Here is a 24,963-nt window from a genome sequence, read left to right as displayed (position 1 = left end):
ATCGAATTCTACAATACAGAACGGTTCCAGAAAAAACTCGGCGACCTCTCCCCAGTCCAATACCGGGAATCGATCGCCGCTTAAGATAGCGTCTTTTTTTAGTGTCTACTTGACGGGGCTATGACCAAAGCAGGGGGTCTTTTTTCTTTTCTCGCGACTCTCTTACTCTCTCGTTCTATCGGTCTGCGGCAGTACATAGACTGAAAGTGTCTAGCACTTAACGGGGAGGATCACTTGATGAAACGCTACTTGCTCATAGGGTTTATCACTTTGCCGATCTTGCTCGTCCTGATGCCGGCCGCGCTGGTCTATCTGTTTGCTCCCTCGCACGATTCGGCCGCCCAGCCAGCCGCAGCCGTCCAAGGGCAGGACAAACCCGCAATGGCCGGAACTGCCCCGTCGCTTTCCATCAAGGTCTACCGGACAGAAAAAAAGGTTGTGGAGACACTGCCGCTGGAGACGTACATTGCCGGAGTGGTAGCCGCCGAGATGCCTGCCGAATTTGAACTGGAGGCGCTGAAAGCCCAGGCGATGGCTGCGCGAACGTATATCGTGCGCAGGCTGAAGCAAGGGAAGTTCGACGACGTGCCGGCAGGCGGACAGGTGCTGGATACCGTCCAGCATCAGGTCTATATGGATGAAGCGCAGCGCCGCGAGCGCTGGGGGGATCAATATGAATGGAAAAGCAAGCGTATCGAGCAAGCCGTTCAGGCAACTGCGGGTGTCGTGCTGACGTACCAGGGAGAGCCGATTGATGCGACGTTTTTTTCCACCAGCAACGGTTTCACCGAAAACTCGGATGAGTACTGGGAAAGGCCGATCCCTTATTTGAAAAGCGTAGCCAGCCCGTGGGATATCGAGTCTCCCCGTTATGAAGAAACGGTGGTCAAGTCGACGGCAGAGCTGGAAAAAGAGCTGGGCGTGAAGCTTGCGCAGGAGGCGTCTTCAAATGGGGCCTGGTATCGAATCGAGTCGCGAACGACAGGCAATCGGGTTGGCAAGATCAGTATTGGCGGCAAGGAGTTCAGCGGGCGGGAATTTCGCGAAAAGCTGAATTTAAATTCGTCGTCCTTTTCGTTGGAGCTCAGGGGGAATCAGGTGTTTATTACGACCAAAGGATACGGCCACGGTGTCGGCATGAGCCAGTGGGGAGCAAACGGCATGGCCAAGAGCGGAAAAACCGCCGAGCAGATCGTGAAGCACTTCTATCAAGGAATCAGCTTGCAGGAATACTCGCAAATTTTGCGCGCCTAGCAAAAAAGAACGCAAATTTTTACTTTTCCCTACTCCCTCAGGTTTATACGCCAAAATTCTGGCGATACTGAGGGATGAGGTGATGAATAAAATGGAAGATCAAAAAAATCAAAATCAACCGATTCCATTCAAGAAGGCAAGCTCTTGGAAAAAAGTTTTGGGCAAGAAGTGGGCGTTCCCCGCAATCTACATCGGAACCGCAGCAATCATTCTCGCTTTTGTGATGTGGTATCAGGGCAGCGTCATGGACACGGTCTCCAAAATGACGAATGTCGGGGATAACGTGGCAGTGACAACTCCAGCGGCTCCTGAGACACCAGAGCAAAGCGAAGAAGCGGTACCTGTAACAAGTGGCGTTCAACCGTTGGCATGGCCTGTAGGCAAAAACGTTCAGTATGAGCTGGGAATGGGCTACTACGATGAGCAGGCGTCCAAAGACGAGCAGCAAAAAGCGCTCGTCAAGTACGGCAATTCCTTCTACCCGCACACGGGAATTGATTTGAAGGCAACCGACGGCAAGAGCTTTGATGTTGTCGCTGCGCTCGCCGGAAAAGTGACCAAGGTGGAGAATGATCCGCTCGTCGGCAAAACCGTTGAGGTAGAGCACGCTGACAAAATGGTCACCGTTTATCAAAGCCTGGAAAACATCACAGTCAAACCGGGCGATGAAGTGACACAGGGCCAGGTCATCGGATCGGCCGGCCGCAACGAGTATGAAAAAGACTTCGGCGTCCACCTCCACTTTGAAGTACATGTGGACGGCAAGCCGGTCAACCCTCAGCAATATTTGCTGCAGGCGGAAGCAAAAAATCAATAACAGGCGAAATCATGGAAAACACCTGCAAAATCAAGCGTCTTGCGGGTGTTTTTTTGCTGTTGGTACAAACTGTGGAAAAAAGATGCGGCCGTGCTGGCTTGTCAGGCTTGGAAACGTAGAATATGTGTCCCTACGCACCCATATATTGTATCAGACAATGTAGATACAAGGAGGCGAGTAATGTGCACGACTACATCAAAGAGCGGACCATCAAGATTGGCCGATATATTGTAGAGACGCGAAATACGGTTCGGATGATCGCCAAAGAGTTCGGTGTTTCCAAAAGCACAGTGCACAAGGACTTGACGGAAAGGCTGCCTGAAATAAATCCGGAGCTGGCTAACCAGGTTAAGGAAATTTTGGAATATCACAAAGCCATCAGACATCTTCGGGGAGGCGAAGCGACCAAGATCAAGTACAAGCGGCGCAGTAAAAAAGTCCGCGTGGAACAGGAGGAAAGTGTCCAATAAAGAATTTCCTTGTCCTCTCACGTAGAAGAGCCTATGATATTAGGTAGAAATGTAACTGGTAACAGGGAGGACCTTTCATGTTTGGCAAAGATATCGGGATCGACTTGGGGACGGCCAATGTCTTGGTGTATGTAAAAGGCAAGGGGATAGTCCTAGACGAACCATCTGTCGTGGCAATAGATAATAATACAAGAAAAGTATTGGCCGTGGGGCACGAAGCGCATCGCATGGTGGGCCGCACCCCAGGTAATATCGTAGCGATCCGACCTTTGCGCGAAGGGGTCATTGCGGATTTCGAGATTACGGAAGCGATGCTGAAGCACTTTTTGAACAAAATCGGCGGGAAAAGCATGTTTGCGCGCCCACGCATTCTGATCTGCTGCCCGACGAACATTACGTCTGTCGAGCAAAAAGCGATTCGCGAAGCAGCAGAGCGCAGTGGCGGCGCAAGACAGGTATTTATCGAAGAAGAACCGAAAGTTGCCGCAGTAGGGGCAGGGATGGATATTTTTCAGCCGTCGGGCAATATGGTAGTGGATATCGGTGGGGGTACGACCGATGTTGCGGTACTGTCTATGGGCGATATTGTCACGTCTTCCTCCATCAAAATAGCTGGAGACACATTCGATGTGGCCATTATGCGGTACATAAAAAATAAATACAAACTGCTGATTGGAGAGCGTACGGCTGAAGATATCAAGGTTCAGATCGGAACCGTATCCGGCGGGCGCCAGGACGAAATGGACATTCGTGGTCGAGACATGGTAAGCGGCTTGCCGCAAACAATTACCATTCAATCGGGCGAAGTCCAAGAAGCCCTGGCCGAGTCGGTGAGCGCGATTGTACAAGCCTCCAAATCTGTTTTGGAACGAACACCTCCGGAGCTTTCTGCCGATATAATTGATAAGGGTGTTTTCCTGACCGGCGGCGGCGCACTTTTGCACGGTATCGACGAGATTTTGGCAGAGGAGCTGAAGGTTCCTGTGCTGGTAGCGGAAGAGCCGATGATGTGTGTAGCCAAAGGAACCGGAATGATGCTGGACTATTTGGACAAAGTACCGGCTCACTCGAATAGGCGATTATTCAGGGGGTAAGATGACGTGATAAGAGGCTTGTATACGTCTGCATCTGGCATGCTGGCCTTGCAAAACAGGCAAGAATCGCTGGCGAATAATCTGGCTAACATCAATACGCCTGGTTACAAACAGGACGTGGGTGTGATGCGAGCGTTTCCGGAACAGCTACTCTCGCGCATGCGCGATTCCGAAGGGCCTGAATTTCCTGGCATTCCGAATATGCCGGGACAGCCTGCGGTAATCGGACGGTTGAACTCCGGCGTGTACATGTCGGAAGCCATCCCGAATTTTACACAAGGGGACATCGAGGAGACGCGCAATCCGTACGATGTCGCTCTGTTGGACAACCTGCAGCCCGATCAGGACGGCAATGAACGCCGGCTGTTTTACAGCGTGGCACGAATTGAGGACTTGACGCAGCCGGCTCAGCAAGAGGATATCCGCTACACGAGGAACGGCAACTGGAGCGTAAATGCGGATGGATACCTGGTGACGCCGGAGGGATACTATGTGCTCGACAATCAAAATCAGGCGATTCGGCTGAACGATCCGGACACCGGCATCAATGTCGGCCAGGACCTGAAAATCAATCAGGCTGGCGAGCTGCTCTACCGTGATACGGCGAGCGAGGAGTACCAGACGCTTGCCGCCCATCCGCGCCTGGGCTTGAGCGTCGTGACTGATCCGCAGAAGCTCGTTCGCGAGGGAACAAACGTCTTCCGCTATGAAGGAGACGCAGAGGTACAAGCAATCGACATCGTGGAAGCAGAAGATCAGGCTGCACTGGCAGCCGGAGAGTACGATACGCCTGCTGTTGCAGGGCGATACGGCACGCAGCAGGGCTGGAGAGAGCGCTCCAACGTAGACCCGGCGCAAACCATGACAAGCATGATGAGCGTGCTGCGCGCGTATGAGGCGAATCAGCGGGTGATTACGACGATTGATGGCACGCTGGACAAGGCCGCTAATGAAATCGGACGGGTAAATGGATAATAGGAGGTAGGAAGGATGCAGTCGCTTAACATCTCGACATCGGCAATGCGCGGCATTCAGCAGGCGTTGGACAATACCGCCAACAACCTGGCGAATATTGATACCATTGGCTACAAGCGCAGAGTGGCATCGTTTTCCGAGCTTCTCGCCGATTCGATGACCGAGCAGCCGGCAGTGGACAATCAAAACCGCAATACGCCTGCAGGCTTGCGTGTGGGCAGTGGCGCCCGCCTCGGCTTGACCAAGCTCGATCTCGGTCAGGGCAGCGTCAAGCTGACGGATGTGCCGACGAATGTGCTGATTGAAGGGCCGGGCTATTTTCTGGTCACGCACAAAATCAAGGATGCAACCGGAGCGGTAATTCAGGAAGAAAGTCGCCTTACGCGCGACGGCTCTTTCAAGGTACAATACGATGATGACGAGGGCGGCTATGTGCTGCACACGACATCCGGCCACATTCTCACGGACAATAACGGTGTGAACATCGTTTTGCCTGAGCCGGTGCAAGACATTCAAATTACGCCAGAGGGCGAGCTTTCTGCCAATGGAGTCTCCTATGGCACGATCGGCGTCTGGAAAGTGGACAATCCGGATCAATTGCAGCAGGTGGGACAAAATTTGTTCGACGCCGAGCTTGCTTCCGGGGAAAACCCGATGACCAAGTATGCCAACGCCATTGAGGAAGGCATTGCTTCACTGCGCCAGGGCGCACTGGAAGGCTCCAATGTGACGATGACAGAGGAAATGTCGCAACTGGTGAACATTCAACGCGCTTATCAACTGAATTCGCGGGCGATCGGCATCAGCGATCAGATGATGGGAATTGCCAATTCGCTGCGCAGCAGATAATTCATTCAATCAGTGACGACGGAGGAGAGGAGCATGGAACAAGGGAAGGGTAGAAGGTTCCCGCGTGATACCGAAGAGGTTAGGAAAAAGCCAAAAGAGCGGGAACGGAGCGGCAGAAACTGGCGAGTGACGGTCGCCAAGATTGTGCTGGTCCCACTCCTGTTGTTTTTCTCTCTCGTCATCGGTTTGGTAATTGGCTACGGAGTAGTGGGACACAAGCCGACAGCGGAAGTATTTGATCTCGGGACATACAAGCATATGTGGGACTTGCTTTTTGCAGATACGTAAGCAACGAAAAGAGAAGAGCAAGCTGGACAAGCCCGAACCGGATGGTTGGGGCTGCCTGTTTTTTAGAGGGACTTGTTGCGCAGTTTGTCCACAGAGTATAATAGATCGAGTGGTTGAAAAAGGAAGCGACGATTCTTGCTACGGAGGGATGTCCGTGAATCTTCCCAATTTGCTTACGATCTTTCGCATCGTGCTCATCCCTTTGTACCTGTATGTCTTTTTCTCCGGGATTCCTTTTCACGTCGAAATCGCTTTGGGCATATTGATTTTGGCGGGAGTCACGGACATCGCAGATGGGTACATCGCGCGGAAACATAAGCTTGTGACCACAATCGGAATGATGTTGGACCCTCTGGCAGACAAGTTAATGATGTTGGCGGTGATCGCCTCATTGTTTTTGACAGAGCGGATCAGCGTGTGGGCCGCCCTGTTTTTCTTTATGCGTGATCTGGCCATGATAATAACAGGAGCTATTTACCACTTCCGGGGCAAAAAAACGGTACCAGCAAATGCATATGGCAAGTTGACAACAGTTCTTTTGTATTTGGTCATACCGCTTGTCATGTATAGATATCATTACAGCGAAGCGATATTGTGGACGGTGATCGCGTTCTCGTTCATTACGAGCGCGATCTATTTAGGGAAGTTTCGGCTGTTGAACCGCACGTAAGGGATGGAAAAAGAGCACTTCCCGTTTGGGGAGGAAGTGCCCCTTCTATTTTAACCCCGCTATGCCGACTTGTCGGAGGCGGGAGTTACGTTTATTCTCAGTTTGCCAACTGGTCTTCATGCACAGACAAGCCCAGATAAAGTATGGAAATGGAGCGATCAGACATGGAATTTAAAGCACCGCTTGATATTATGCAAATCCAGGAAATCATTCCGCACCGCTATCCGTTTTTGCTGGTGGACAAAATTGAAGAGCTGGAGCAAGGAAAACGCGCAGTCGGGATCAAAAACGTGACAGTAAACGAGCCGTTTTTCCAAGGGCATTTTCCTGGCTATCCGGTCATGCCTGGCGTCCTGATTGTGGAAGCGTTGGCGCAAGTCGGAGCAGTCGCCATCCTCAGCATGGAGGAGCACCAAGGAAAAATCGGGCTGTTTGCAGGCATTGACGAGTTTCGCTTCAAGGATCAGGTGAAGCCTGGCGACACGCTAACGCTGGAAGTTGAGCTGACGCGCGTGCGCGGTTCGATCGGCAAAGGGCACGGGAAGGCCATCGTTAATGGGAAAGTAGTCGCAGAGGGCGGACTGATGTTTGCCTTGACGGCAGGAAATAAAGCACATTCATGATATCCTTGAATGTGCTTTTCTTTTCGGGTAAAATGGCTAGTGGGCAACTTATATAATGAAGGTGAAAACATTGACCAAACAGGTCGCAAACATCTTAGGTGTGCCATTTTCGACTCGCGGCTTTCGCGAGACAGTCACATATATAGCAGAACGCATTAAAAACGGCCAAAAGACCCATGTCGTAACAGCCAATCCGGAAATCGTCATGCTGGCGAGGGCGGATCGCGCTTTTCAATCGATTGTGGAACAAGCCTATGTCGTTCCCGATGGAATCGGCATCGTCTACGCTGCCAAATGGACGAATCAGCCGATCCGTGAGCGCGTTACAGGCGTGGAGCTGCTGGAAGCGTTGATGGCGGAAGCAAACAAGCACCAGTGGGGAGTCTACCTGCTCGGTGCCAAGCCGGATGTGATCCGTTTGGCCGCGGAAAAGCTGGCTGCTCGCTACCCGAATGCGCGCATCGTCGGATACCGGGACGGATTTTTCCGGGCAGAAGACGAGGAGGGCATCGTGCAGGAGATTGCCGAAGCCAGGCCGGAGCTGCTGTTCGTCGCACTGGGCGCGCCCAGACAGGACGAATGGATGGTGAAGTATCGCGATCGCCTGAACGCCTCCTTGATGATGGGGGTAGGCGGCAGCTTCGATGTCATCTCCGGAAAAGTAAAACGAGCGCCGGAAATTTGGCAAAAATTGCATTTGGAATGGTTTTACCGACTAGCTTCTCAGCCGTCTCGCTGGAAGCGTCAACTGGCTATTCCCCGGTTTGTTTTGACCGTATTAAAAGAAAAATGGAGTAGCCGTTCCTAGATGCATCCGTAGAGAGGAGAACAGTCGATGTCTACATTAATCCTCGGATTTCTGACTTCGCTGATCGTATCGTTTATTGCGACACCATATGTAAAAAAACTGGCTGAAAAGGTCGGGGCAGTAGATGCTCCCAACCAGCGCAAGGTACATACGCGAATTATGCCCCGCATGGGGGGACTTGCTATTTACCTGGGCTATCTGGTGGCTTTCTTCCTGTTCGTTCCTTACGCCAGCATGTCGGAAATGCTTGGAATTTTCATCGGCAGCACCATCGTGATGGCTGTGGGCATGCTGGATGACAAGTACCAGCTCTCGCCGAAATGGAAGCTGCTCGGCCAACTGATCGCCACGGCGATCGTCGTCATCCCGTTCGGACTCAAGATCGGCGTCGTCAATCTCCCGTACTCCGGTAGCATTGACTTTAGCAGCGGCTGGCTTTTCTGGCTGGCCATTCCGATCACGATGTTCTGGATCGTCGGCGTGACCAACGCCGTCAACCTGATCGACGGCCTGGACGGCTTGTCCGCAGGCGTCTCCGCTATCGCGGCAGGAACGATGGGCGTCATGGCCCTGCTGATGGGCGATTACAAGGTTGCCACTTACTGCTTCGTACTTTTAGGAGCGATCCTGGGCTTTCTGTACTTCAACTTTCACCCGGCCCGCCTGTTCATGGGCGACACCGGTTCGCTTTTCTTAGGCTTCAACCTGGCTGCGCTGTCGATCATGGGCTTCAAGGAAGCGCTCTTCGTTTCCTTCATCATCCCGATCGTCGTGCTCGGCGTTCCGCTTTGGGACACGTTCTTCGCAATCGTGCGCCGCATCGTGAACAAAAAGCCGATCTCCAGCCCGGACAAGGGACACCTGCACCACTGTCTGCTAAACATGGGCCTGTCCCATCGTGCCACGGTCCTTACGATCTACTCGATCAGCATCTTTTTCGGCACAATGGCGATCCTGCTCACCAAAACGACGAAGTGGACGACCATCATCGTCATGGTCGTACTCCTGATCGCCATCCACCTGGGCACCGAAATCGTCGGCCTCGTCAGCCGCCGCCACCGCCCGCTGATTAATGCGTACAGACGGTTGAAGATCAAGCAAGCCGAGCAAGAGCGGCGGACGAATTAAGATCGTAGCCAAATGTAGCCACTGCATGTTTTATGCAGTGGCTTTTTTTCGCCAATTTTTAGGGGGAAGCTCTTAACTGTGGAAAGAAATTAGCCGATAAAGGAAAGGGGAAGGTCTGTCCCATCTCAGCTTAAACAGAGAATGGGACGAAAACTAGATTCAGAATAATAAGGAGAGGTGAAGAAATGAGTAAGCCAATTCAACAATTCCGTCGCTGGCTGGCCATGTGCTTGACGATGATGCTTGTTATTACGGGTGTGATACCTGCGTTATCGATAGACACAGCTAAGGCAGCAACGACTGTTTTAACATTTACCGATTCGCAAGGTACCGCTATAACTGATGGAGCAACCTTGTCAGCGCCAAAAGACGCTGGTAAACGAGTGACCGATCTATATGTAAAGTATGACGGTACTGGTCCGACGGATATTGAAGTTTACCTTAATGGGAAAATGGTACAGAAACAAACAACTGTAAACACAGCAGGACCTCATAAGATTAATGATTTGGATCTGAGTCCTGGCCTGAACACGGTACGTGTGTACTCTACTGCTGAATCCCAAGATGTCTACATTTATTACAAATATATGCCAGCAGATATGCCGATCATACTGGATGGCTATGCTGGAAAAGGAACAGATCCGTTTAACGCAGAACCATTTGGAAGCTCCAAAATTACACTGAAGGGGGTATTTGGAGCAGGGGTTAATGGGAATGCTCTTCGCCTGAAGATTACTCTCGGAAATGGGCAGATCGTATCTGGATTGGAAAAGCTCGCACCTTCAATCAGCGGGAGCACCTTTACTTTTTATGACGTTGCGTTGCAACCAGGGTTAAACAAGATTACGTTTTATGAAACAGTTGGCAGCGTGGTGAAGGAACACCTCCATTTTTATGTGAACTACAACAATACGCCAATTCTCGAAGAATTGAAAATTGAGGACATTGATCTGTCCCCGGTAGGAACTACCCTTGTGACTGTTCCCAGGGCAAATCAGCTTATTCTGGATTTGAACGGGATAGCCAAAAATGCCGATACAGTTGAGGTTCAAAATGCTGCGACAGGTGAAACTCTCCAAGCTGCGGTAAGTTCTTCTACTGGATTTTTCGCAATCAATCTCCCGGCGAAATTCGGCGAAAATCTGTTGCGGATCAGTGCTTATAATCAAAATAAGAAGATTGGCATATTCGAAAGAAAGATATTGGTGGTCACGACTACACCAAATGAGGCTGACCTGCTGTACGGAGTAAAAATCAATGAAAAAGAGTTAGATCCAGATGTCCCATTCAATTTGGATGATACTGTGACGACAGTGAAGTTGAGTGCAGAGGCGCTGGTTCAATTTGTGGATGATCCCGTAGCAAAAAAAGAGCTAAAAAGCTTCGAATTTGTACTCAATGATACGGACCCGCTTAGTAGTGCTTCTGAGATCGTTATTCCTGCAGAAAAAACAAAAAATGAAACAAACAACGGCTTTACACGATACTCCATTAAAGTAGATGATATACCTGCTCTGACGGTGGGGCATCAATATGAATTAACGTTGAGGTATAATTACGATGCTCCCGATTCAAATGGTACCATTGTAAGCAATCCAGTGAATGTCGGCCGTTTTACGTATTTGATTAACTTTGTGGATGGAAATAAGCCACAGTTTATCTCTGCGACATATTCAAATGGAGTATTAAGCACAACAGGGACCAACGTGATTAGTAAAGTTCCAGAAGACATTGAGATAACTGTGAAAAAAATGGATTTACCTGCTGGATCTGATCCAAATAGTGTTAGTGGATCTAGACTCAAAATATACTTGAACAACAAAGAATTGAAATCTAGTGACTATACTTTTATCTATGATAAAAATAAAAATGCAAATCTCTTTACTCTCAAAATCATTAATCCTGATGTAGGAAACGGTGTGTTGAAGCTTGTCTATGATACAGCATCTGATCCGTCAAAGCCACCATTACCAACCGATCCAGCAGATCGATTTGTTGCAGTAGAGTACAACATCAAGTGGCAAATTGCTCCTTATGCGCAATTAACTTATGTGGACAGTTTGGGGAATGTCAAAAGCTTTTATGATGGATTCGAGATTAACAGTGAGAGTGACATCCCAACACTGGATGGCCGGGTCTACAATTTTACCATCAATAGTGCCCGCACCAATATTGAAGCGAAATTAAATACCAGTACAATTACTTTGTCCGGATTATCAGATACTGCATTCCGAATTGACAAAACGAAGTGGAAAGACAAGTTGAAAAAAGGCGATAACACACTACAAGTAACTCTGATGGGTGCAACGCCGGTAGTTTATACTTACAAGATCCTGTATGTTACGTCAAAAGCACCTTCCATTGGAGATGTCAAGTTGTCCGTCATTCATAATGGCGACAACACAGAGCTAACTCAAAAAACAGGTGGGACTGATTATGACACAGGAGCTGCATTTTTAAGCAACTTCTCATTTACAGTTAATGACGCTACGCATGTTTACATTGAGAAAAACGGAAAACGTATCGTTGACTATCGATATGCCTCCAGTAAATGGACACAAGACAAGAGCAACAAGGAATATACGGATACTTTAAGCGAAATTCCAACCTCTTTGCAATCGAGGTTTGATACATCCAATTTTAGTGATAAAACCAAAACAACCTTTGAGGCTAAACTGAGTGCAACACAGTACAATTCAATCCTCAAGGACGTTCAAGATGTAGTGACCAAGAGTGAGGAGCAGGAAGCCACGTTGTCGTTGTTCCCGCTTAATTTGCGGAAGAATAACAACACCGTATATACGATTGTTGCAGAAGACGAAAACGGCACAGTAGTCAGATACAACATCACCATTGCGCAAAAAACGAATTCGTGGGAGGTTATTTCTCCTCGCAAAGCCAAACCGGAAGACAAGTATATTACGGTGAACAGCAATAGTGTTCCGATCAAGATTTTTGCAGAAAAAGCTGACAAAGTACTGTTTGGAAAAGTCGAGGCCACCGTAACAAATACGAAAGACCCTGATTTCGTGTTTGACAAGGATTTGGCAAAAGCGATACCGGAAACTTATTACGTCTTTACAGCTACTGTTCCTCTGAAGAAGGGGCTTAACACCATTAAATATTCAGTAGTTGTTGGCAGTAGTACCCATAATGACCAGATTCAGATTTACAACGCTGACTCTGCTGTCGACGGGGCGGAAAGCAGAGATGTGCTTGGCAAAAAAGTATCATTCAGCGTTTTTGATAAAGCACTGCAACTCAAGTTCCCATCTGGCACAGTATTGCTAGCTCCTTCGAGCAATCGTGCAGGAGAGGAAACGAAAAATCCGACAAAAGACATTTTTGTCGATGTTCCTTTGTACTTTGGGATTGCAGATCGTACGACCGGACAGGTTAGCATTGAAGGCGACAGCCTGAAATCAAGGCTTGGACTAGACAGTAATTTCAATTACGGTAGCCCACTCTACTATATAGATGCAGGTGACACCGAGAATCCGGGTGGTCGTGATCCTTATTACGACGAATCTGATGGCGAAGAGTTCAAAGATCGTTATCAGGAAAATCTGGTTCCAAGCAAACAGGGCACATTAACAATCCAGTACGATACCTCCATCGTCAACGCAGCAAACAATGTTTTGACTGTGTACTATCATGATGGTAAAGAGTGGAGAAATATTGGCGGAGTGGTTAACACCGGGCAAAAATCAATCACCGTTCCATTTAGCGGTTTTGGATACTACATGGTAATGAAAAATCGTGAATCTTTTGAGGATGTAGTCACTCACGATTTCGCCCGTGACGCCATGGAGACACTCTACTCGAAAGGAATCATGCCGGCATATAGTGGCAGCAGCTTCGGAGCAAACCGAGACATGACCAGGGGAGAATTTGCAACTATGCTTGTGAAGGCTTTGGCCCTTCCAATCAAAGCAGGTCCATATCGTGACAGTAATGAAAAGGACCCCGTCTCGCCAACTTTTGTCGATGTGCGCCCAAGCCGTGATACCTGGGACTACCAATACAAATATGTAGAAACGGCTGCACGTGCAGGTATCATTCGCGGTAAACAGCCTGGTTACTTCCGTCCGGACGATTCGTTGACTCGCGAAGAGGCAGCGATTATGATAGCACGGGCATTGAATCTGAAGCTCGGCACACTGGATACATCGAAAATCGCTTTGGACAAAATGTTTACGGACGCTAAGGATGTAGGTTACTATGCTGCGCCGTCAGTGCTTGCTGTTAGCAAGGCAAAACTGATGAACGGTGAGCCTAACGATCCAACAGCGAAAAAACCAACGTATAGCTTTAAGCCGACTAATAACCTGACACGCGCCGAAATGGCCATCATCACAGTCCGCGTTATGGTCCAACTCAAAAAACTCCCTAAACAGTAATTCAGAATTGCGCTATATAATAGAAGAAAAGCTGAAGAGGTTCGTCGCCTCTTCAGCTTTTTTCGTAGGAAAAGCCACCGGATACAACAACTACACGTTCAAGCAAGCAACTTTACTCCCCCTGCTCATCCCCCACAGCTTCCACAGGCACCTCAACATACTCCTTCTCACCGAGTACAATCTTCGCCTGTCCATTCGTCAAATCGGTAAACCGCTCCACAAACGCACCTTGTTCACCCTCAGGAATCAACACATGCGCCGTGACCTTGTCCGTAAAATCGGTCCCGCTCACCCGATATTCCCCGATGCGCAGCTCGTTTTCCACCTTGCCCCACCACGTATAGTCCACGCTGACCGAGATAGCCTGGTGCAGAGTATGCACGACAATCTTGGCGGCTTTCAAGGCAGTGACCGTTCCCGCTGTGTAAGCCCGAACAAGCCCGCCAGCGCCCAGCTTGATTCCGCCGAAGTAACGGGTCACGACTACCACAGTATCCTTGACGCCGTTTTTCTTGATGCACTCCAGGATCGGCTTGCCTGCCGTACCACTAGGCTCGCCATCATCACTTGAGCGTTGAATCTGGTCGTTTTCGCCGATGACAAAAGCGGAGCAATTGTGGGTGGCATCCCAGTGCTTCTTTTTAATCATGGCGATAAAAGCAACCGCTTCTTCTTCCGTCGTAACCCGTTGCGCATAGCCAATGAAGCGGGAACGCTCAATGACGATGTAGTCCTCTCCATAGCCAGCGACGGTTTTATATTCTGTAAGCATCGATCAATCACCTCAAGAAAAGGATAGCATGCAAAAATGATGTTGGCGAATCCTGAAATGTTTTTGACACAGAATCGTAGTAATCTATGAGGCAAAGAAGGACTAAATCAGAAAGGGATGATCTATACATGTTAAAGTGCGTGTAATCCCTTATGAAAATGCTGGTAGGGCACTAATTTTTCGTGTGCGAAACATTACTCTGTGATATAGTGATCTTGGGACAAACTGTAATATTTCAAGTAGTGAAAAGTTTTACAATCAATACAAGCAAAAGGAGTGGAATCACGTGAATTTTCCATATTCGAGCAACAAGTGGATGAGCATCAGTTTGGCGGCTGTACTCACAACCGCAATTGGAGCAGGAACCTTGACGGCATCTGCCAATACAGGAACAGAGGCGGCGAAACCGGCGCAGCCAGCACAAACAGTAGCAGCGGAAACAGGCAATACAACGACATCCGAGACTGCTGCACTGGAAGAGCTGACGCTGGAAAAAGCGATTGAACAAGCGTTGCAAACCAACAATACGCTCCAGAATGCACGTATTGACGCGAAAAATGCGGATTTGAACGAATCGCTTTCCTATATTACCTCTGCTGACATGTCCAAAGATATGATCGATTCCCTGGAAGGAACAAAAGAACAATTGAACGCCGCAAAGGCCAAGTACGTAGGGAATGCACAAGCAGAGATCAACAAAAAACTGAATGCACTGATGGTGAAAGCTACAGAATCCAAAATCAGATTGGGTGCGCAAAATGTCTACTACAACCTCATTTTTGCGCAGGACGACTATGAATTGAAAAAACAAAGCCTGACGCGTGCAGAAACGCAACTGAAAGTGGCCAAAGCGGCATTTGATGTGGGAACAAAAGCAAAAACAGACGTCCTGCAGGCAGAAATGGGCGTAGCAGGGGCAAAGGCTGCTTTGACATCCGCAGCAAATGCGGTAGAAGTAGCGCGCATGGATTTGAATGATTTTCTTGGCGTTGACCTGAACAAAAAGTGGAAGATCGTCTCCAGCAACAAACAGGTTGCGCCGATTTCCTTGACTTTGGAGCAAGCACAAGCTCAGGCTCTTTCCAAACGTGTCGAGATGACAAAAGTACAGGAAGAACTGAATTTGGCAGAACTGAACGTCAAATTGATCGAGGAGTATTCGGCATTGTCGACCCTCCAAGGCCGTCAAGCCCGCAATAACGTAGATAAGTCGAAAATGGCGATCGAGGAACAAAAACGCACCATCTCCAAGGAAGTTGCCCAAGCTTATTTGAATCTGAATGCGGCAAGAGAGGCGATTGAGTTCCAGAAAACAGCGAAAAACTCTGCTGCCGAGAGCTACCGTCTGACAAATCTGCGCTTTGAAAACGGCCTGGCGACTACACTTGAAGTGATCCAGGCAGAAGAAGAGCTTTCCGACCGCGAGAACCAGTATCAAAAAGCGATTCTCAACTACAACCTGGCTGTCGTAAACTTTGAAACAGCACTCGGCAACTAGGCTTGTGTGACCAAGAAAGATTTGTAAGGTTTTGAACAGAACTGGAAAAAGGTTCAATGGTGACAGTCCGCCCTGCGTACCCTATAATACGAAGTGTGGCGGATGTCACTTCGTACATAATCGACAGGTGAATACGAACCCACGAAAAAATCTTTAAATTTTTTTCGAAGGCGCCGCAACTTTTGATTGGCTCAGGCGTTTAATAGGATGTCACACGAAATACGGGGAATTGTGTAAAAAAGATTCACGAATTCTAGCACTTGTGTTACACTATTGATTGTTGCATTTTACACAATACTGAATATACTAGATATTTTTAACACAAAAAAGCGAAGCTGGCCTGCGAAAGGAGGTGACACGCGCTTGCAGGATTCGGGCTTTAAAAAGAAAGATAGATTAACAACAAATATTCCCCAAGAACAATTTGTTTATACTAGAGGAGGAGAACACAAGGTTATGAAAAAGGTCGTTAACAGTGTATTGGCTAGTGCACTCGCACTTTCTGTTGCTCCAATGGCTTTCGCAGCAGAAGATGCAACTACAACAGCTCCTAAAATGGACGCTGCAATGGAAAAAACCGTTAAGCGCCTCGAAGCTCTTGGCCTGGTAGCAGGTTATGGCAACGGCGAATACGGTGTAGACAAAACAATCACTCGTGCAGAGTTCGCTACTCTGATCGTTCGCGCTCGCGGACTGGAGCAAGGTGCGAAACTGGCACAGTTCAACACTACTTATACTGACGTTAAATCTACCGATTGGTTTGCTGGTTTCGTAAACGTAGCTTCCGGCGAAGAAATCGTAAAAGGTTTCCCGGACAAATCCTTCAAACCACAAAACCAAGTTACTTACGCTGAAGCGGTAACTATGATCGTTCGTGCACTGGGTTATGAGCCAGCAGTTCGTGGCGTATGGCCAAACAGCATGATCTCCAAAGCTTCCGAGCTGAACATTGCTAAGAGCATCACTACTCCTAACAATGCAGCAACTCGTGGCGACATCTTCAAAATGCTGGACAACGCTCTTCGCGTAGACCTGATGGAGCAAGTTGAGTTCGGAACTGACGTTCGTTACGAAGTTACCAACAAAACTCTCCTGACGAAATACCTGAAAGTAACTGTAGTTGACATGGATTGGGCTCATGAGAAAGATCATGATTCCGACGATCTGCCACTCGTTACTAACGTACCAGCAATCGGCCTGGGTAAACTGAAAGCGAACGAAATTACCCTGAACGGTAAAGAAGCTGGTCTGGGCAACACTACTTACAAAGTTGCTGACGGTATCAACCCTAACGACTTCGATGGTCAACGCGTACAAGTGTGGATCAAAGATGACAGAGAAAACGTAATCGTTTGGATGGAAGGTTCCGAGGACGAAGAAGTAGTATTGGATCGTCTGAGCGAATTTACCCTCAAAGGTAAAACTACTGACGGTAAAAACCTGAGCACTTCCGATCTGGCAGATCTGAAAGTGGAACTGGATGCAAGCGGCAAAACTTACCGCTTCAACAAAAACTCCAAAATTACTTACAACTTCAAACGTTACAGCGATCCAGTTGACGCTCTGAAAGAGATCATCTCTGCTAACGACAGCTTTGGTGTGAAAGTTGTTCTGGACAGCAATAACGAAGTTTCTTACATGCACGTAATTGACGACACCCAAATGAACCTGAACTCCAAAGCGAAATACGGTTCTGAAGTGATCGGCAAAATCGATGTTGAGAAAAAGAAAATCACCAACCTCGACACTGGTAAGTTCAACAAGCTGGAAGACAAAGAAGAAGGCAAAGACTTCCTGGTATTCCTGGATGGCAAACCAGCGAAACTGAGCGACCTGAAAGAAGGCGACGTATACTCTGTATACTACGCTGATGGCGATGAAGACAAACTGTTGGTATTCGCTAACCGCACAGTAGTAGAAGGTAAAGTTGACAAAGTAGTTAGCCGCAGCACATCTGACTTCCGTCTGACTGTTGGCGGCAAAACTTACCGTATCTACCCAGGTGCCACTTACTCCGATAACGGAAACAAAGACGTTAAAGATCTCGATGACAAAAACTGGGATTTGGTATCCAACCTGGATTCCGAAACAGTGAAACTGGTACTGGATGCTTCCGGCCGCGTTCGTCACATTGAAACGAAAGATCCAATCGACGATCGTAAACAAAAAGCAATCGTTACCAAAGGTGTTGTTTACAACACTGCGAAAGACACTTACGACTTCACTGTGTTGACTCAAAAAGGTAAAAAACTGGCTCTGTCCCTGGAAAAAGAGGACATTTACAACGCTGAAGGCAAACACTACGGCCGCGACAACATGGAAGCTGATGAGCTGGAAGACATCCTGCAACCAAGCAAAGATGAGTCCATCGCTCTGCTGGAAGTAACTTTGGATTCCAAAGGCGAAGTTGACAAAGTTCAAATTCTGAATTCCAAACTGCGTAAATCGTCCGGTTCTGCTTGGGATAAACTGGCAGACGAAACCGACGATGTTGTTGGCGACTACGAAGTAACCGACAAAACTGCCATCTTCAAAATGACTGGCAAATTGGATACGTCTTCCAAACGCGCTGAACTGAAAAACCCAGGCATTGCTAAGTTCAAAGATATCGCTGACGAGGACGATCTGACAGTTTACTACTCCGTTGATGAAGATAAAGACGAAGTAGAAGCTATCTTCGTAGTAGAAGGCGACGGTCTGACTGGCGACACTTACTACGGTGTAGTTACAGAATACGGTTCTTCCAACAGACAAGACACCATCAAAGTTATTACTAAAGATGGCGACTCTGTAACAACAAAAGAGTACAAATTGGACGATGATCGTGAAGAGTTGCAAGATCGTGGTATCAAACGCGGCGACTTCATCGCATTCCAATTGAACTCCGATGATGAAGTAGTTGTTGATGACGTTATCGAAGTTGTTAACAACAAAGCAATCAATCTTAAAAACAACGTACAACTGGTGGATAAATCCGAGTGGAAAAATGCTAGCATCGAGAAACTGACAGTTGCTCGTGTAGATGATGTTAACGGCAACACCATCACTTACGAAGCTGGCAAAGGCGATACTCGCAAACTGCTGACTAAATCTTCCACTGCTTTCATCGACGTATACGATGATTTCGAAGCTGAAGATGGCGTAGAAGAAGGCGACTACATCGTTCTGCTGGACAGCAGCGAAATCGACGGCGATCGTTATGACTACGTTCTGATCGTAGGTAGCGTAGACTGGGTAGAAAAAGAAGGCGTCGATGAAAAAGCTGTTGAAGACTTCCTGAAACAATCTTTCGGCGATGACAACGGTGGCGGCAACGACGACTGGGATGCTGTTCCTTCTTCTGTAACTGTAGAAAATGGTAAATTCTCTATCGGTGTTGCGACATCCTATCTGTTCACTGTTGATTTGAACAAAGATGTTGACGCTAGCGAAGTAAAATCTGCAACAGTTACACTCGACGGTGAAACTTTCAATGGAAAAGTAGAAGGAAACAAAATCAAATTTGCTTTCTCTGCTTCTGTTGATGTAACCTCCTTGAAAGTTACAGTAACTAGCCAAGAAGGCGAAACAGATACTACAACTGTAAACTTCAAATAAGTTTTGATAGACAGCGTGTCTGTTCAGCACTAAAGTGAGATGAACGGCGGAGGGAGGGACCTCCTTCCGCTGTTTCTACATACTCACTAAATAAAAATTCCTTATTCAACATACGGAGGGGTAGTACGTGAATAAAAAAGTAACTCTTTCCCTGCTCTCTGCTACAGTATTCGCTAGCATGGCTGCTTCTGCCTTTGCTGCACCAACACAAGGTGTTTACATGGGCGGTAGCGTAGACAAATTCTATAAGCTGGATGATTTGTTCAATCTGAGTGCTGCAGCTAAAAAACAATTTGTTGTCGACATGAATGCTGCTAATCCAGACCTCGACTTTAAAAACCTTGTGTTTGTTGACTTTGACGGCAAAGGCGCTAAATTCAGTGAAATCTTGGCTGCAGGCACTCTGCCAAAAGCTAAGAGAGACCTGACCAAAGCTGATTTCGAAGGCTCTTACGTGACAGTAAACCTGGATGGCTCTAATGGTGCTTCTTACGATCCTCGTAACGATGCAGTTGATGTGCCTACTGGTGATTTGAAAGTTGAGTCGGTAAGTGCTATTAATGCTAAGCAAATTCAAGTAGTTTTCAGCAAAGCAGTTGATAAAGACACTATCATCGACGATAAAGGAACCAGTTCCAAATTGGACGATGAAGTTAAAGCAGGCACAGTTTATGTGGATGGTACTGCTGTTACTTGGAAAGCAAGCTTGAGCGAAGACGGTAAAACTTTGACTATGCAACCAGCAGGTGGTACTGGTGGAGTAGTTACTTCTGGCACTACATTTAAGATTGAAATCAACCAGAAGGGTGCCACTAACTTCGTTAAAGATACCGAAGGAAATAAGGCAGCTGAGTATTTGGGAACAGTTAAAGTAGTAGATACTGACCGTGCTACTTTGGACAAAACTGATAAACTTGATCCAGATACAGTTAGAGTTTACTTCTCTGAACCTGTTCAACATCCTGGTATCGACTTCACTGCTACGTATGCTGACGGTTCTGCAGCAACTATTTCTACGAAAACAGCCCCAACTGGCGCAGCTGTAAACTATGTAGATCTTGATATTTCTGGAGCAACACCTGGTAAAGACGCAACTGTTACTTTTACACAAATTAAAGATTATGCTGGTAATGTATCCAAACCAATCAGCGTAACTGTTAAAAAAGATGTAGATGAAGTTAAACCTGTAGTACAAACAGTGACACCAACTTCTGTTAATACTTTCGTAATTAAAGCATCTAAAGCTATTAAGTCAGTTGATGTTACAAAAATTAAAGTAAACGGAAATGCATTAGTTTTAGAAACAGGAACAACACCAACTACTGGTAAAGCGCTGGCAGTTATTGGTAAAGACAAGTCGGTAGTTACCATTGTTTTGGGTGATAACCAAGTAGGTTCTGTACCAGTGGAAGTAGGTGCAGACGCTTTGGTAGACTTTGCTGCTACTCCAAACAAAAATGATGTATTCAAAACCATCCTTAACTTCAACCTTGATAAAACAGCTCCACAAGTAACATCTACAAAAGTTACTAATGATGGAACTGACAACTATCTGGTTGTAAACTTTGATGAAGAAATTGCTTTGACAGGAACTGCAGGAGCAGCACCTTCTGACTTGGTATTTAAGTATGTAGACAAGATGGGTGTTGAGCAATCAGTAACTGTACCAGCTGCTAACGTTAATGTTGATGCATCGGGTGAAGCACTGAAAATTAAGCTCCAAGATAATGCTACTACACCTGCGGCTTTGCCAACTAATTACGACTACAAAGTTGAGCTGCCAAGTGGTTATGTTCAAGATAACTTTGAGAACAAGTTTGTTAAAAAAGTGGTAACATTCACTTTGGGTACTACTTCAAGCAAACTTGAACTTCAGACAGGTACTCCAATTGCGGAGAAGTCTGGATACCCTGGAGTTATCGAAGTTAAATTTGCTAAAGCGGTAGATATCGCATCTGCTACTAATGCAGCTAACTATGCAGTGGAAGACGCTCAAGTTGACAAGGTAAAACTTGTTTCCAACAGCGAAACTACTGGAGCAGTTGTTGAAGTTTACCTCAAGAACAATACAGTTAAATTGTCTGGAAACTACAATGTAACTGTAAAAGGTGTAAAAGGATATAAAGATACTATAACAGAAATGAATTCTGTTACTAAGAACATCTCTCTGAACGAGAACGTTCTCCCAACTGTAAAAACAGTTTCCATTGACAAGTTTGATGCTTCTACTCCAGCTACGACAATCACTTTAACATTTAGTGAGGCTGTAACGAATGCAACTACTGCGACTAATGATTTTACATTGTTCGTAGATGGTAAAGAAGCAACTACAGCTACTGTTACTGTTGCTCAAGAAACTACTGGAGGTAAAACCCTTGTAGTGACTATCGGTAAGGATTTGTCCGCTGATGTTACTGCAGGAAAAGCGATCAAATTAGTTGCTCAAGATTCTCTTGATATTAAGGATCTTGCAGGAAACGTCATGGCTGCTGACGACATCGTCATTAAGTAAGTTATAAGAAATATGGAGAGAGCCTAATGCCGGAAGGTGTTAGGCTCTTTCTTTTACCTTGAACTCAATGAAATATCCTTTGTAAACTGCCTAAAAAACATTTTTGCCCCCGTTGCAAGACTCCAAATTCCATTCTTGGGGAGGAACTTTCTATCTTCCCGTAAGCGTCAAATAGCCCACACCTTGTCGCCAAGATGTGGGCTGATCTATGCTGGAATCAGGATTGGAACACGCGGCAGGTCAGTGGTAGCGAAGGCGACCAAGGGAGTAAACTGTCCAACGCTTCTGGATTTTTCGGATCGGGAAGCTGCGGGAGTTGCTCGAACAAGAACATCAAGTACTTGAAGGGGTTCAACCCATTCTCTTTGGCCGTTTCAATCACACTATAGATGATCGCACTGGCCTTTGCACCGCGTGGCGTATTGGCGAACAGCCAGTTCTTTCTTCCGATTACAAAAGGCTTGATGGAGCGCTCACTGCGGTTGTTATCAATCTCCAGTCGCCCGTCGCTCAAGAACGCCGTCAGCTTGTCCCATTGATTCAAGCTGTAAGCAATCGCTTGTCCAAGCAGGCTTTTCGGCAAGGTACGGGATCGCTGCTGGCGCAGCCATGCCAAATAGGCATCCAGAACGGGGCGACTGCGCTCCATTCGGATGGCATAGCGTTCTTCCGGGGCGGCATCTTTGCATTCTCGCTCAATGGTAAAGAGCTGATTGCAGAACTGGAGTCCCTGCCAGGCAGCTGTTTCGGTTTTGTCTTGCGAAGCAGGCAGTGCCTTCAGCGCTTCATCAAACTTGCGGCGCGCATGTGCCCAGCATCCGATCAGTTTCACACCGGACACCTTGTGGTATCCAGGATACCCGTCCACGTGCAGGTAGCCGTTGAATCCCGCCAGAAACTTTCGGGGATGTTCACCGCCGCGCGTTGGCTGGTAATCGTACAGAACGATGGGCGGTCCCGTACGACCGGTTCGGTACAACCACAGATAGGACTGTGTCTGCGCTGTCTTGCCCGGCTCGCACAGCACCTGCAATGTCGTTTCGTCGGCATGCGCGATGTCTTGGTTCAGCGGATGCTCGTGCATACGGTTTGTCAGTAGCGAAAGCCACTGCTCTGCGCCGAAGATCATCCAGTTGGCAAGCGTCTGCCGCGAGAGGGTGAGACCTAGACGGGCAAACTGTTGCTCCTGTCGGTACAGCGGCTGGCTGTCCACATACTTCTGGCTCATCACATGCGCGAGGATCGAAGGGGAAGCCAAACTTCCCGGATAAACCGGCTTTGGCATGGGAGCCGTTACGATGGGCGTGTGTATCTCCTCACGTTCGCAACGACGGCACGCATACACCTGACGCACATGGCGCAGCACTTTCACTTCCGCCGGAATGACCGTGATTTCGTTTCGTGTCTCCGTGCTCATCGCATGGAGCGCACCACCGCAGCACGTGCAAACTTGTGCAGCCTCGGGCAACTCATACAGGATCGTTTCCACAGGAAACGAATCCAGCTTGGCCTCGCGGCTACCTGTAGCCTTCTTGCGGCTGTAAGTCACTGTCTCGATATCTGGTTCCTGTGAGACAGGGGTCGCCAACACTTCCGCTTCGTTAAACAGCTGTAGTTCCAGTTGATCCGGATGCGTCTTCTCGCTGGAAGCGCCGAAGCGCTTCTGCTGGGCAAGACGGAACTGTTCTTCGTACCACTTGAGTTTGGCAGTTAGCTCCGCATTTTGCTGCTGCAGTTTGGCAAGCTGTGCCTCATATTCTTCGGTTGTAAGGGCAGGGAAATCCACTCGATTTTTCATTCTTTTTCTTTTCGGCAAAGAGCTTCATATTCCCTGCCAAAAAGTGTGTCGAAACCACAAACAGTTGCGTTAGATGACCGTACAGGCAGTGACTGGTGGATGCGCTTGCCTCTGGCTCAGGGAAAGTCCATCCAGCAACCAGCGCAGCTCACGGCTGGAGACCGTTACCGGCTCTCCATTGCCGGTTGGCCACTGGAACGTCCCGCGTTCAAGACGGCGGTAGAAGAGCCAGAAGCCGTTATGCTCCCAGTACAGGATCTTGAGCTTGTTGCGGTCACGATTGCAGAACACGAACAGGCACGGGGAGAAGGGATCAAGCCTGAATCCTTCTTGCACGAGCGCCGCCAGACCGTCAATGGATTTTCGCAGATCGGTGAAGCCGCATGCCAGATAGACCCGATCAATCTGGATGGAGTTCAGCATAAGGCCTGGAGCGTCCGAACCACGTCGGACAGGAGTACGGGGTTGTAGCCGGGGCGGATTTCAATCACGGCCGCACCCACTTTGACCAGTAACAGAGATTCTGTGTTCTCCTGCGGTTGGTGCACGTTAACTGGGACCCACTGCGGGGGACGAACAGAGGATTCTTTTGAATCCCGAAATTTCCGCAGCCAATACCATAGCTGTCTGGTGGTAACTTCATTTTCAGCGCACCATTTCTCAGCGGTAAGGCCACTGGCGCGATAATCGTTGATTCGTGCCTCCCACTGTTCACGGAGATCCGTTTGCTTCATCTACATCCTCCTCACTTGATTCTGAGGAGATTATCTCAAAGTGCGGTCTGTGTTTTGAAGGTGGGATTTATTTGACGCTTACTTATAAAAGCAAGTGATATACTCAAATATCGCTCTTTTCGCTTGTTCTCTCGTTTTGAATTTTTCCAGATAAACGAGTTCTTTCTTCAGTACGCTGTGGAAAGACTCGATGCAGGCGTTATCGTAACAGTTTCCTTTGCGGCTCATGCTTCCGATCATCTGGTATTTCTCCAGACGCTTCTGGTACTCAGTCGAGGCATACTGGCTGCCGCGATCAGAGTGGTGTAAAAGCCCCGGAGCTGGTCGCTGGCGGTTGTAGGCTTGATCTAGCGCGGCGATCACGAGTTCTTTTGTCATCCGCTCCCCCATGTGAAAGCCTACGATCTTACGCGTATACAAGTCCATCACACTGGCTAAATACAACCAGCCTTCGTCTGTCGGGATATAAGTGATATCCGTCATCCAGACCTTCCCCGGCGCGTTTGCGGTGAACGTTTGGTTTAGCACGTTTTCGGCCACAGGCAAATGGTGCTTCGAATTCGTTGTCGCCTTGTATTTCTTCACCGTACGGGATTTCAGCCCGAGCCTTTTCATCGTACGAGCGACGGTTTTCTCGGAAACCTGAACCCCTTCCTTTTTCAGTGCTTCCAAGACC

20 protein-coding genes and 1 pseudogene are annotated in these 24,963 nt (G+C 48.0%); 16 read left to right on the top strand and 5 right to left on the bottom strand.

From position 1 onward, the window contains the following. From AC27IT_RS26190 to AC27IT_RS26130, 13 genes are all read left to right on the top strand, one after another. Positions 1-84 carry a hypothetical protein gene (locus AC27IT_RS26190; protein ID WP_487092157.1) on the top strand — a complete coding sequence of 28 codons (84 nt, stop codon included), beginning with the start codon at positions 1-3 and terminating at the stop codon, positions 82-84. 153 nt (positions 85-237) lie between these two features. Then, complete coding sequence (gene spoIID / locus AC27IT_RS26185; RefSeq protein ID WP_005831800.1) at positions 238-1,254, top strand: stage II sporulation protein D; 1,017 nt, start codon at positions 238-240, stop codon at positions 1,252-1,254. Positions 1,255-1,345: 91 nt separating this feature from the next. Further along, positions 1,346-2,071, top strand: a complete 726-nt coding sequence (locus tag AC27IT_RS26180) for a M23 family metallopeptidase (RefSeq protein WP_005831802.1) — start codon at positions 1,346-1,348, stop codon at positions 2,069-2,071. A gap of 182 nt (positions 2,072-2,253) precedes the next feature. After that, the gene (spoIIID, locus tag AC27IT_RS26175; protein ID WP_005831806.1) at positions 2,254-2,541 is read left to right on the top strand and encodes a sporulation transcriptional regulator SpoIIID; all 288 of its coding nucleotides are present in this window, start codon (positions 2,254-2,256) and stop codon (positions 2,539-2,541) included. A 77-nt stretch (positions 2,542-2,618) separates the two neighbouring features. Then, positions 2,619-3,635, top strand: coding sequence for a rod shape-determining protein (mreB, locus tag AC27IT_RS26170; protein ID WP_005831808.1), 1,017 nt, complete (start codon positions 2,619-2,621; stop codon positions 3,633-3,635). A gap of 6 nt (positions 3,636-3,641) precedes the next feature. Then, positions 3,642-4,610: a flagellar hook-basal body protein gene (locus tag AC27IT_RS26165; RefSeq protein WP_005831810.1), complete on the top strand. Its 969-nt coding sequence runs from the start codon at positions 3,642-3,644 to the stop codon at positions 4,608-4,610. A 15-nt stretch (positions 4,611-4,625) separates the two neighbouring features. After that, positions 4,626-5,459: a flagellar hook-basal body protein gene (locus tag AC27IT_RS26160; RefSeq protein WP_007778467.1), complete on the top strand. Its 834-nt coding sequence runs from the start codon at positions 4,626-4,628 to the stop codon at positions 5,457-5,459. A gap of 33 nt (positions 5,460-5,492) precedes the next feature. Further along, positions 5,493-5,747 carry a DNA-directed RNA polymerase subunit beta gene (locus AC27IT_RS26155; protein ID WP_005831814.1) on the top strand — a complete coding sequence of 85 codons (255 nt, stop codon included), beginning with the start codon at positions 5,493-5,495 and terminating at the stop codon, positions 5,745-5,747. A 148-nt stretch (positions 5,748-5,895) separates the two neighbouring features. Beyond that, positions 5,896-6,417 (top strand): CDP-alcohol phosphatidyltransferase family protein, encoded by a 522-nt coding sequence (locus AC27IT_RS26150; protein WP_005831816.1) that lies wholly within the window; start codon positions 5,896-5,898, stop codon positions 6,415-6,417. Between the two features lie 164 nt (positions 6,418-6,581). Beyond that, entirely contained in the window at positions 6,582-7,040 is a 459-nt protein-coding gene (gene fabZ / locus AC27IT_RS26145) for a 3-hydroxyacyl-ACP dehydratase FabZ (protein ID WP_005831818.1), read from the top strand. 70 nt (positions 7,041-7,110) lie between these two features. Next, complete coding sequence (locus tag AC27IT_RS26140; RefSeq protein ID WP_174768820.1) at positions 7,111-7,848, top strand: WecB/TagA/CpsF family glycosyltransferase; 738 nt, start codon at positions 7,111-7,113, stop codon at positions 7,846-7,848. Between the two features lie 27 nt (positions 7,849-7,875). Next, positions 7,876-8,976, top strand: a complete 1,101-nt coding sequence (locus AC27IT_RS26135) for a glycosyltransferase family 4 protein (RefSeq protein ID WP_005831822.1) — start codon at positions 7,876-7,878, stop codon at positions 8,974-8,976. A gap of 185 nt (positions 8,977-9,161) precedes the next feature. Continuing rightward, entirely contained in the window at positions 9,162-13,376 is a 4,215-nt protein-coding gene (locus tag AC27IT_RS26130; protein WP_283858374.1) for an S-layer homology domain-containing protein, read from the top strand. 112 nt (positions 13,377-13,488) lie between these two features. On the opposite strand, the gene AC27IT_RS26125 is transcribed toward AC27IT_RS26130, so the two are convergent. Beyond that, positions 13,489-14,148, bottom strand: coding sequence for a YigZ family protein (locus tag AC27IT_RS26125; protein ID WP_487092188.1), 660 nt, complete (start codon positions 14,146-14,148; stop codon positions 13,489-13,491). Positions 14,149-14,434: 286 nt separating this feature from the next. Here AC27IT_RS26125 and AC27IT_RS26120 point away from each other — a divergent pair, with 286 nt between their 5' ends. From AC27IT_RS26120 to AC27IT_RS26110, 3 genes are all read left to right on the top strand, one after another. Next, positions 14,435-15,646, top strand: a complete 1,212-nt coding sequence (locus AC27IT_RS26120) for a TolC family protein (protein WP_007778481.1) — start codon at positions 14,435-14,437, stop codon at positions 15,644-15,646. Positions 15,647-16,102: 456 nt separating this feature from the next. Then, the gene (locus AC27IT_RS26115; protein ID WP_487092190.1) at positions 16,103-19,243 is read left to right on the top strand and encodes an S-layer homology domain-containing protein; all 3,141 of its coding nucleotides are present in this window, start codon (positions 16,103-16,105) and stop codon (positions 19,241-19,243) included. A 127-nt stretch (positions 19,244-19,370) separates the two neighbouring features. After that, positions 19,371-21,755, top strand: a complete 2,385-nt coding sequence (locus tag AC27IT_RS26110; protein WP_487092187.1) for a hypothetical protein — start codon at positions 19,371-19,373, stop codon at positions 21,753-21,755. Positions 21,756-21,972: 217 nt separating this feature from the next. On the opposite strand, the gene tnpC is transcribed toward AC27IT_RS26110, so the two are convergent. The 4 genes and pseudogenes from tnpC to AC27IT_RS26090 form a co-directional block, all read right to left on the bottom strand. Further along, a complete protein-coding gene (gene tnpC, locus AC27IT_RS26105; RefSeq protein WP_487092186.1) occupies positions 21,973-23,553 on the bottom strand; it encodes an IS66 family transposase in 1,581 nt (526 codons plus the stop codon). Between the two features lie 69 nt (positions 23,554-23,622). After that, on the bottom strand, positions 23,623-23,976 hold the full coding sequence (gene tnpB / locus AC27IT_RS26100; protein WP_025848874.1) for an IS66 family insertion sequence element accessory protein TnpB: 354 nt from the start codon (positions 23,974-23,976) through the stop codon (positions 23,623-23,625). Further along, positions 23,970-24,287, bottom strand: coding sequence for an IS66 family insertion sequence element accessory protein TnpA (gene tnpA / locus AC27IT_RS26095; RefSeq protein WP_007781084.1), 318 nt, complete (start codon positions 24,285-24,287; stop codon positions 23,970-23,972). The genes tnpB and tnpA overlap by 7 nt, the downstream gene beginning before the upstream one ends. Before the next feature lie 84 nt (positions 24,288-24,371). Beyond that, positions 24,372-24,963, bottom strand: a pseudogene (locus tag AC27IT_RS26090) (IS3 family transposase); the annotation flags it as partial.

Source organism: Brevibacillus sp. YAE8 (genome assembly GCF_057543335.1).
This window is presented reverse-complemented; position numbering and strand designations above follow the sequence as displayed.

Excerpts from the sequence above, each read along its gene's own strand:
- spoIID (WP_005831800.1), top strand. The coding sequence starts at position 238 with ATGAAACGCTACTTGCTCATAGGGTTTATCACTTTGCCGATCTTGCTC.
- AC27IT_RS26180 (WP_005831802.1), top strand. The coding sequence starts at position 1,346 with ATGGAAGATCAAAAAAATCAAAATCAACCGATTCCATTCAAGAAGGCA.
- mreB (WP_005831808.1), top strand. The coding sequence starts at position 2,619 with ATGTTTGGCAAAGATATCGGGATCGACTTGGGGACGGCCAATGTCTTG.
- AC27IT_RS26160 (WP_007778467.1), top strand. The coding sequence starts at position 4,626 with ATGCAGTCGCTTAACATCTCGACATCGGCAATGCGCGGCATTCAGCAG.
- AC27IT_RS26155 (WP_005831814.1), top strand. The coding sequence starts at position 5,493 with ATGGAACAAGGGAAGGGTAGAAGGTTCCCGCGTGATACCGAAGAGGTT.
- AC27IT_RS26150 (WP_005831816.1), top strand. The coding sequence starts at position 5,896 with ATGTCCGTGAATCTTCCCAATTTGCTTACGATCTTTCGCATCGTGCTC.
- fabZ (WP_005831818.1), top strand. The coding sequence starts at position 6,582 with ATGGAATTTAAAGCACCGCTTGATATTATGCAAATCCAGGAAATCATT.
- AC27IT_RS26135 (WP_005831822.1), top strand. The coding sequence starts at position 7,876 with ATGTCTACATTAATCCTCGGATTTCTGACTTCGCTGATCGTATCGTTT.
- AC27IT_RS26130 (WP_283858374.1), top strand. The coding sequence starts at position 9,162 with ATGAGTAAGCCAATTCAACAATTCCGTCGCTGGCTGGCCATGTGCTTG.
- AC27IT_RS26125 (WP_487092188.1), bottom strand. The coding sequence starts at position 14,148 with ATGCTTACAGAATATAAAACCGTCGCTGGCTATGGAGAGGACTACATC.
- AC27IT_RS26115 (WP_487092190.1), top strand. The coding sequence starts at position 16,103 with ATGAAAAAGGTCGTTAACAGTGTATTGGCTAGTGCACTCGCACTTTCT.
- tnpC (WP_487092186.1), bottom strand. The coding sequence starts at position 23,553 with ATGAAAAATCGAGTGGATTTCCCTGCCCTTACAACCGAAGAATATGAG.
- tnpB (WP_025848874.1), bottom strand. The coding sequence starts at position 23,976 with ATGCTGAACTCCATCCAGATTGATCGGGTCTATCTGGCATGCGGCTTC.
- tnpA (WP_007781084.1), bottom strand. The coding sequence starts at position 24,287 with ATGAAGCAAACGGATCTCCGTGAACAGTGGGAGGCACGAATCAACGAT.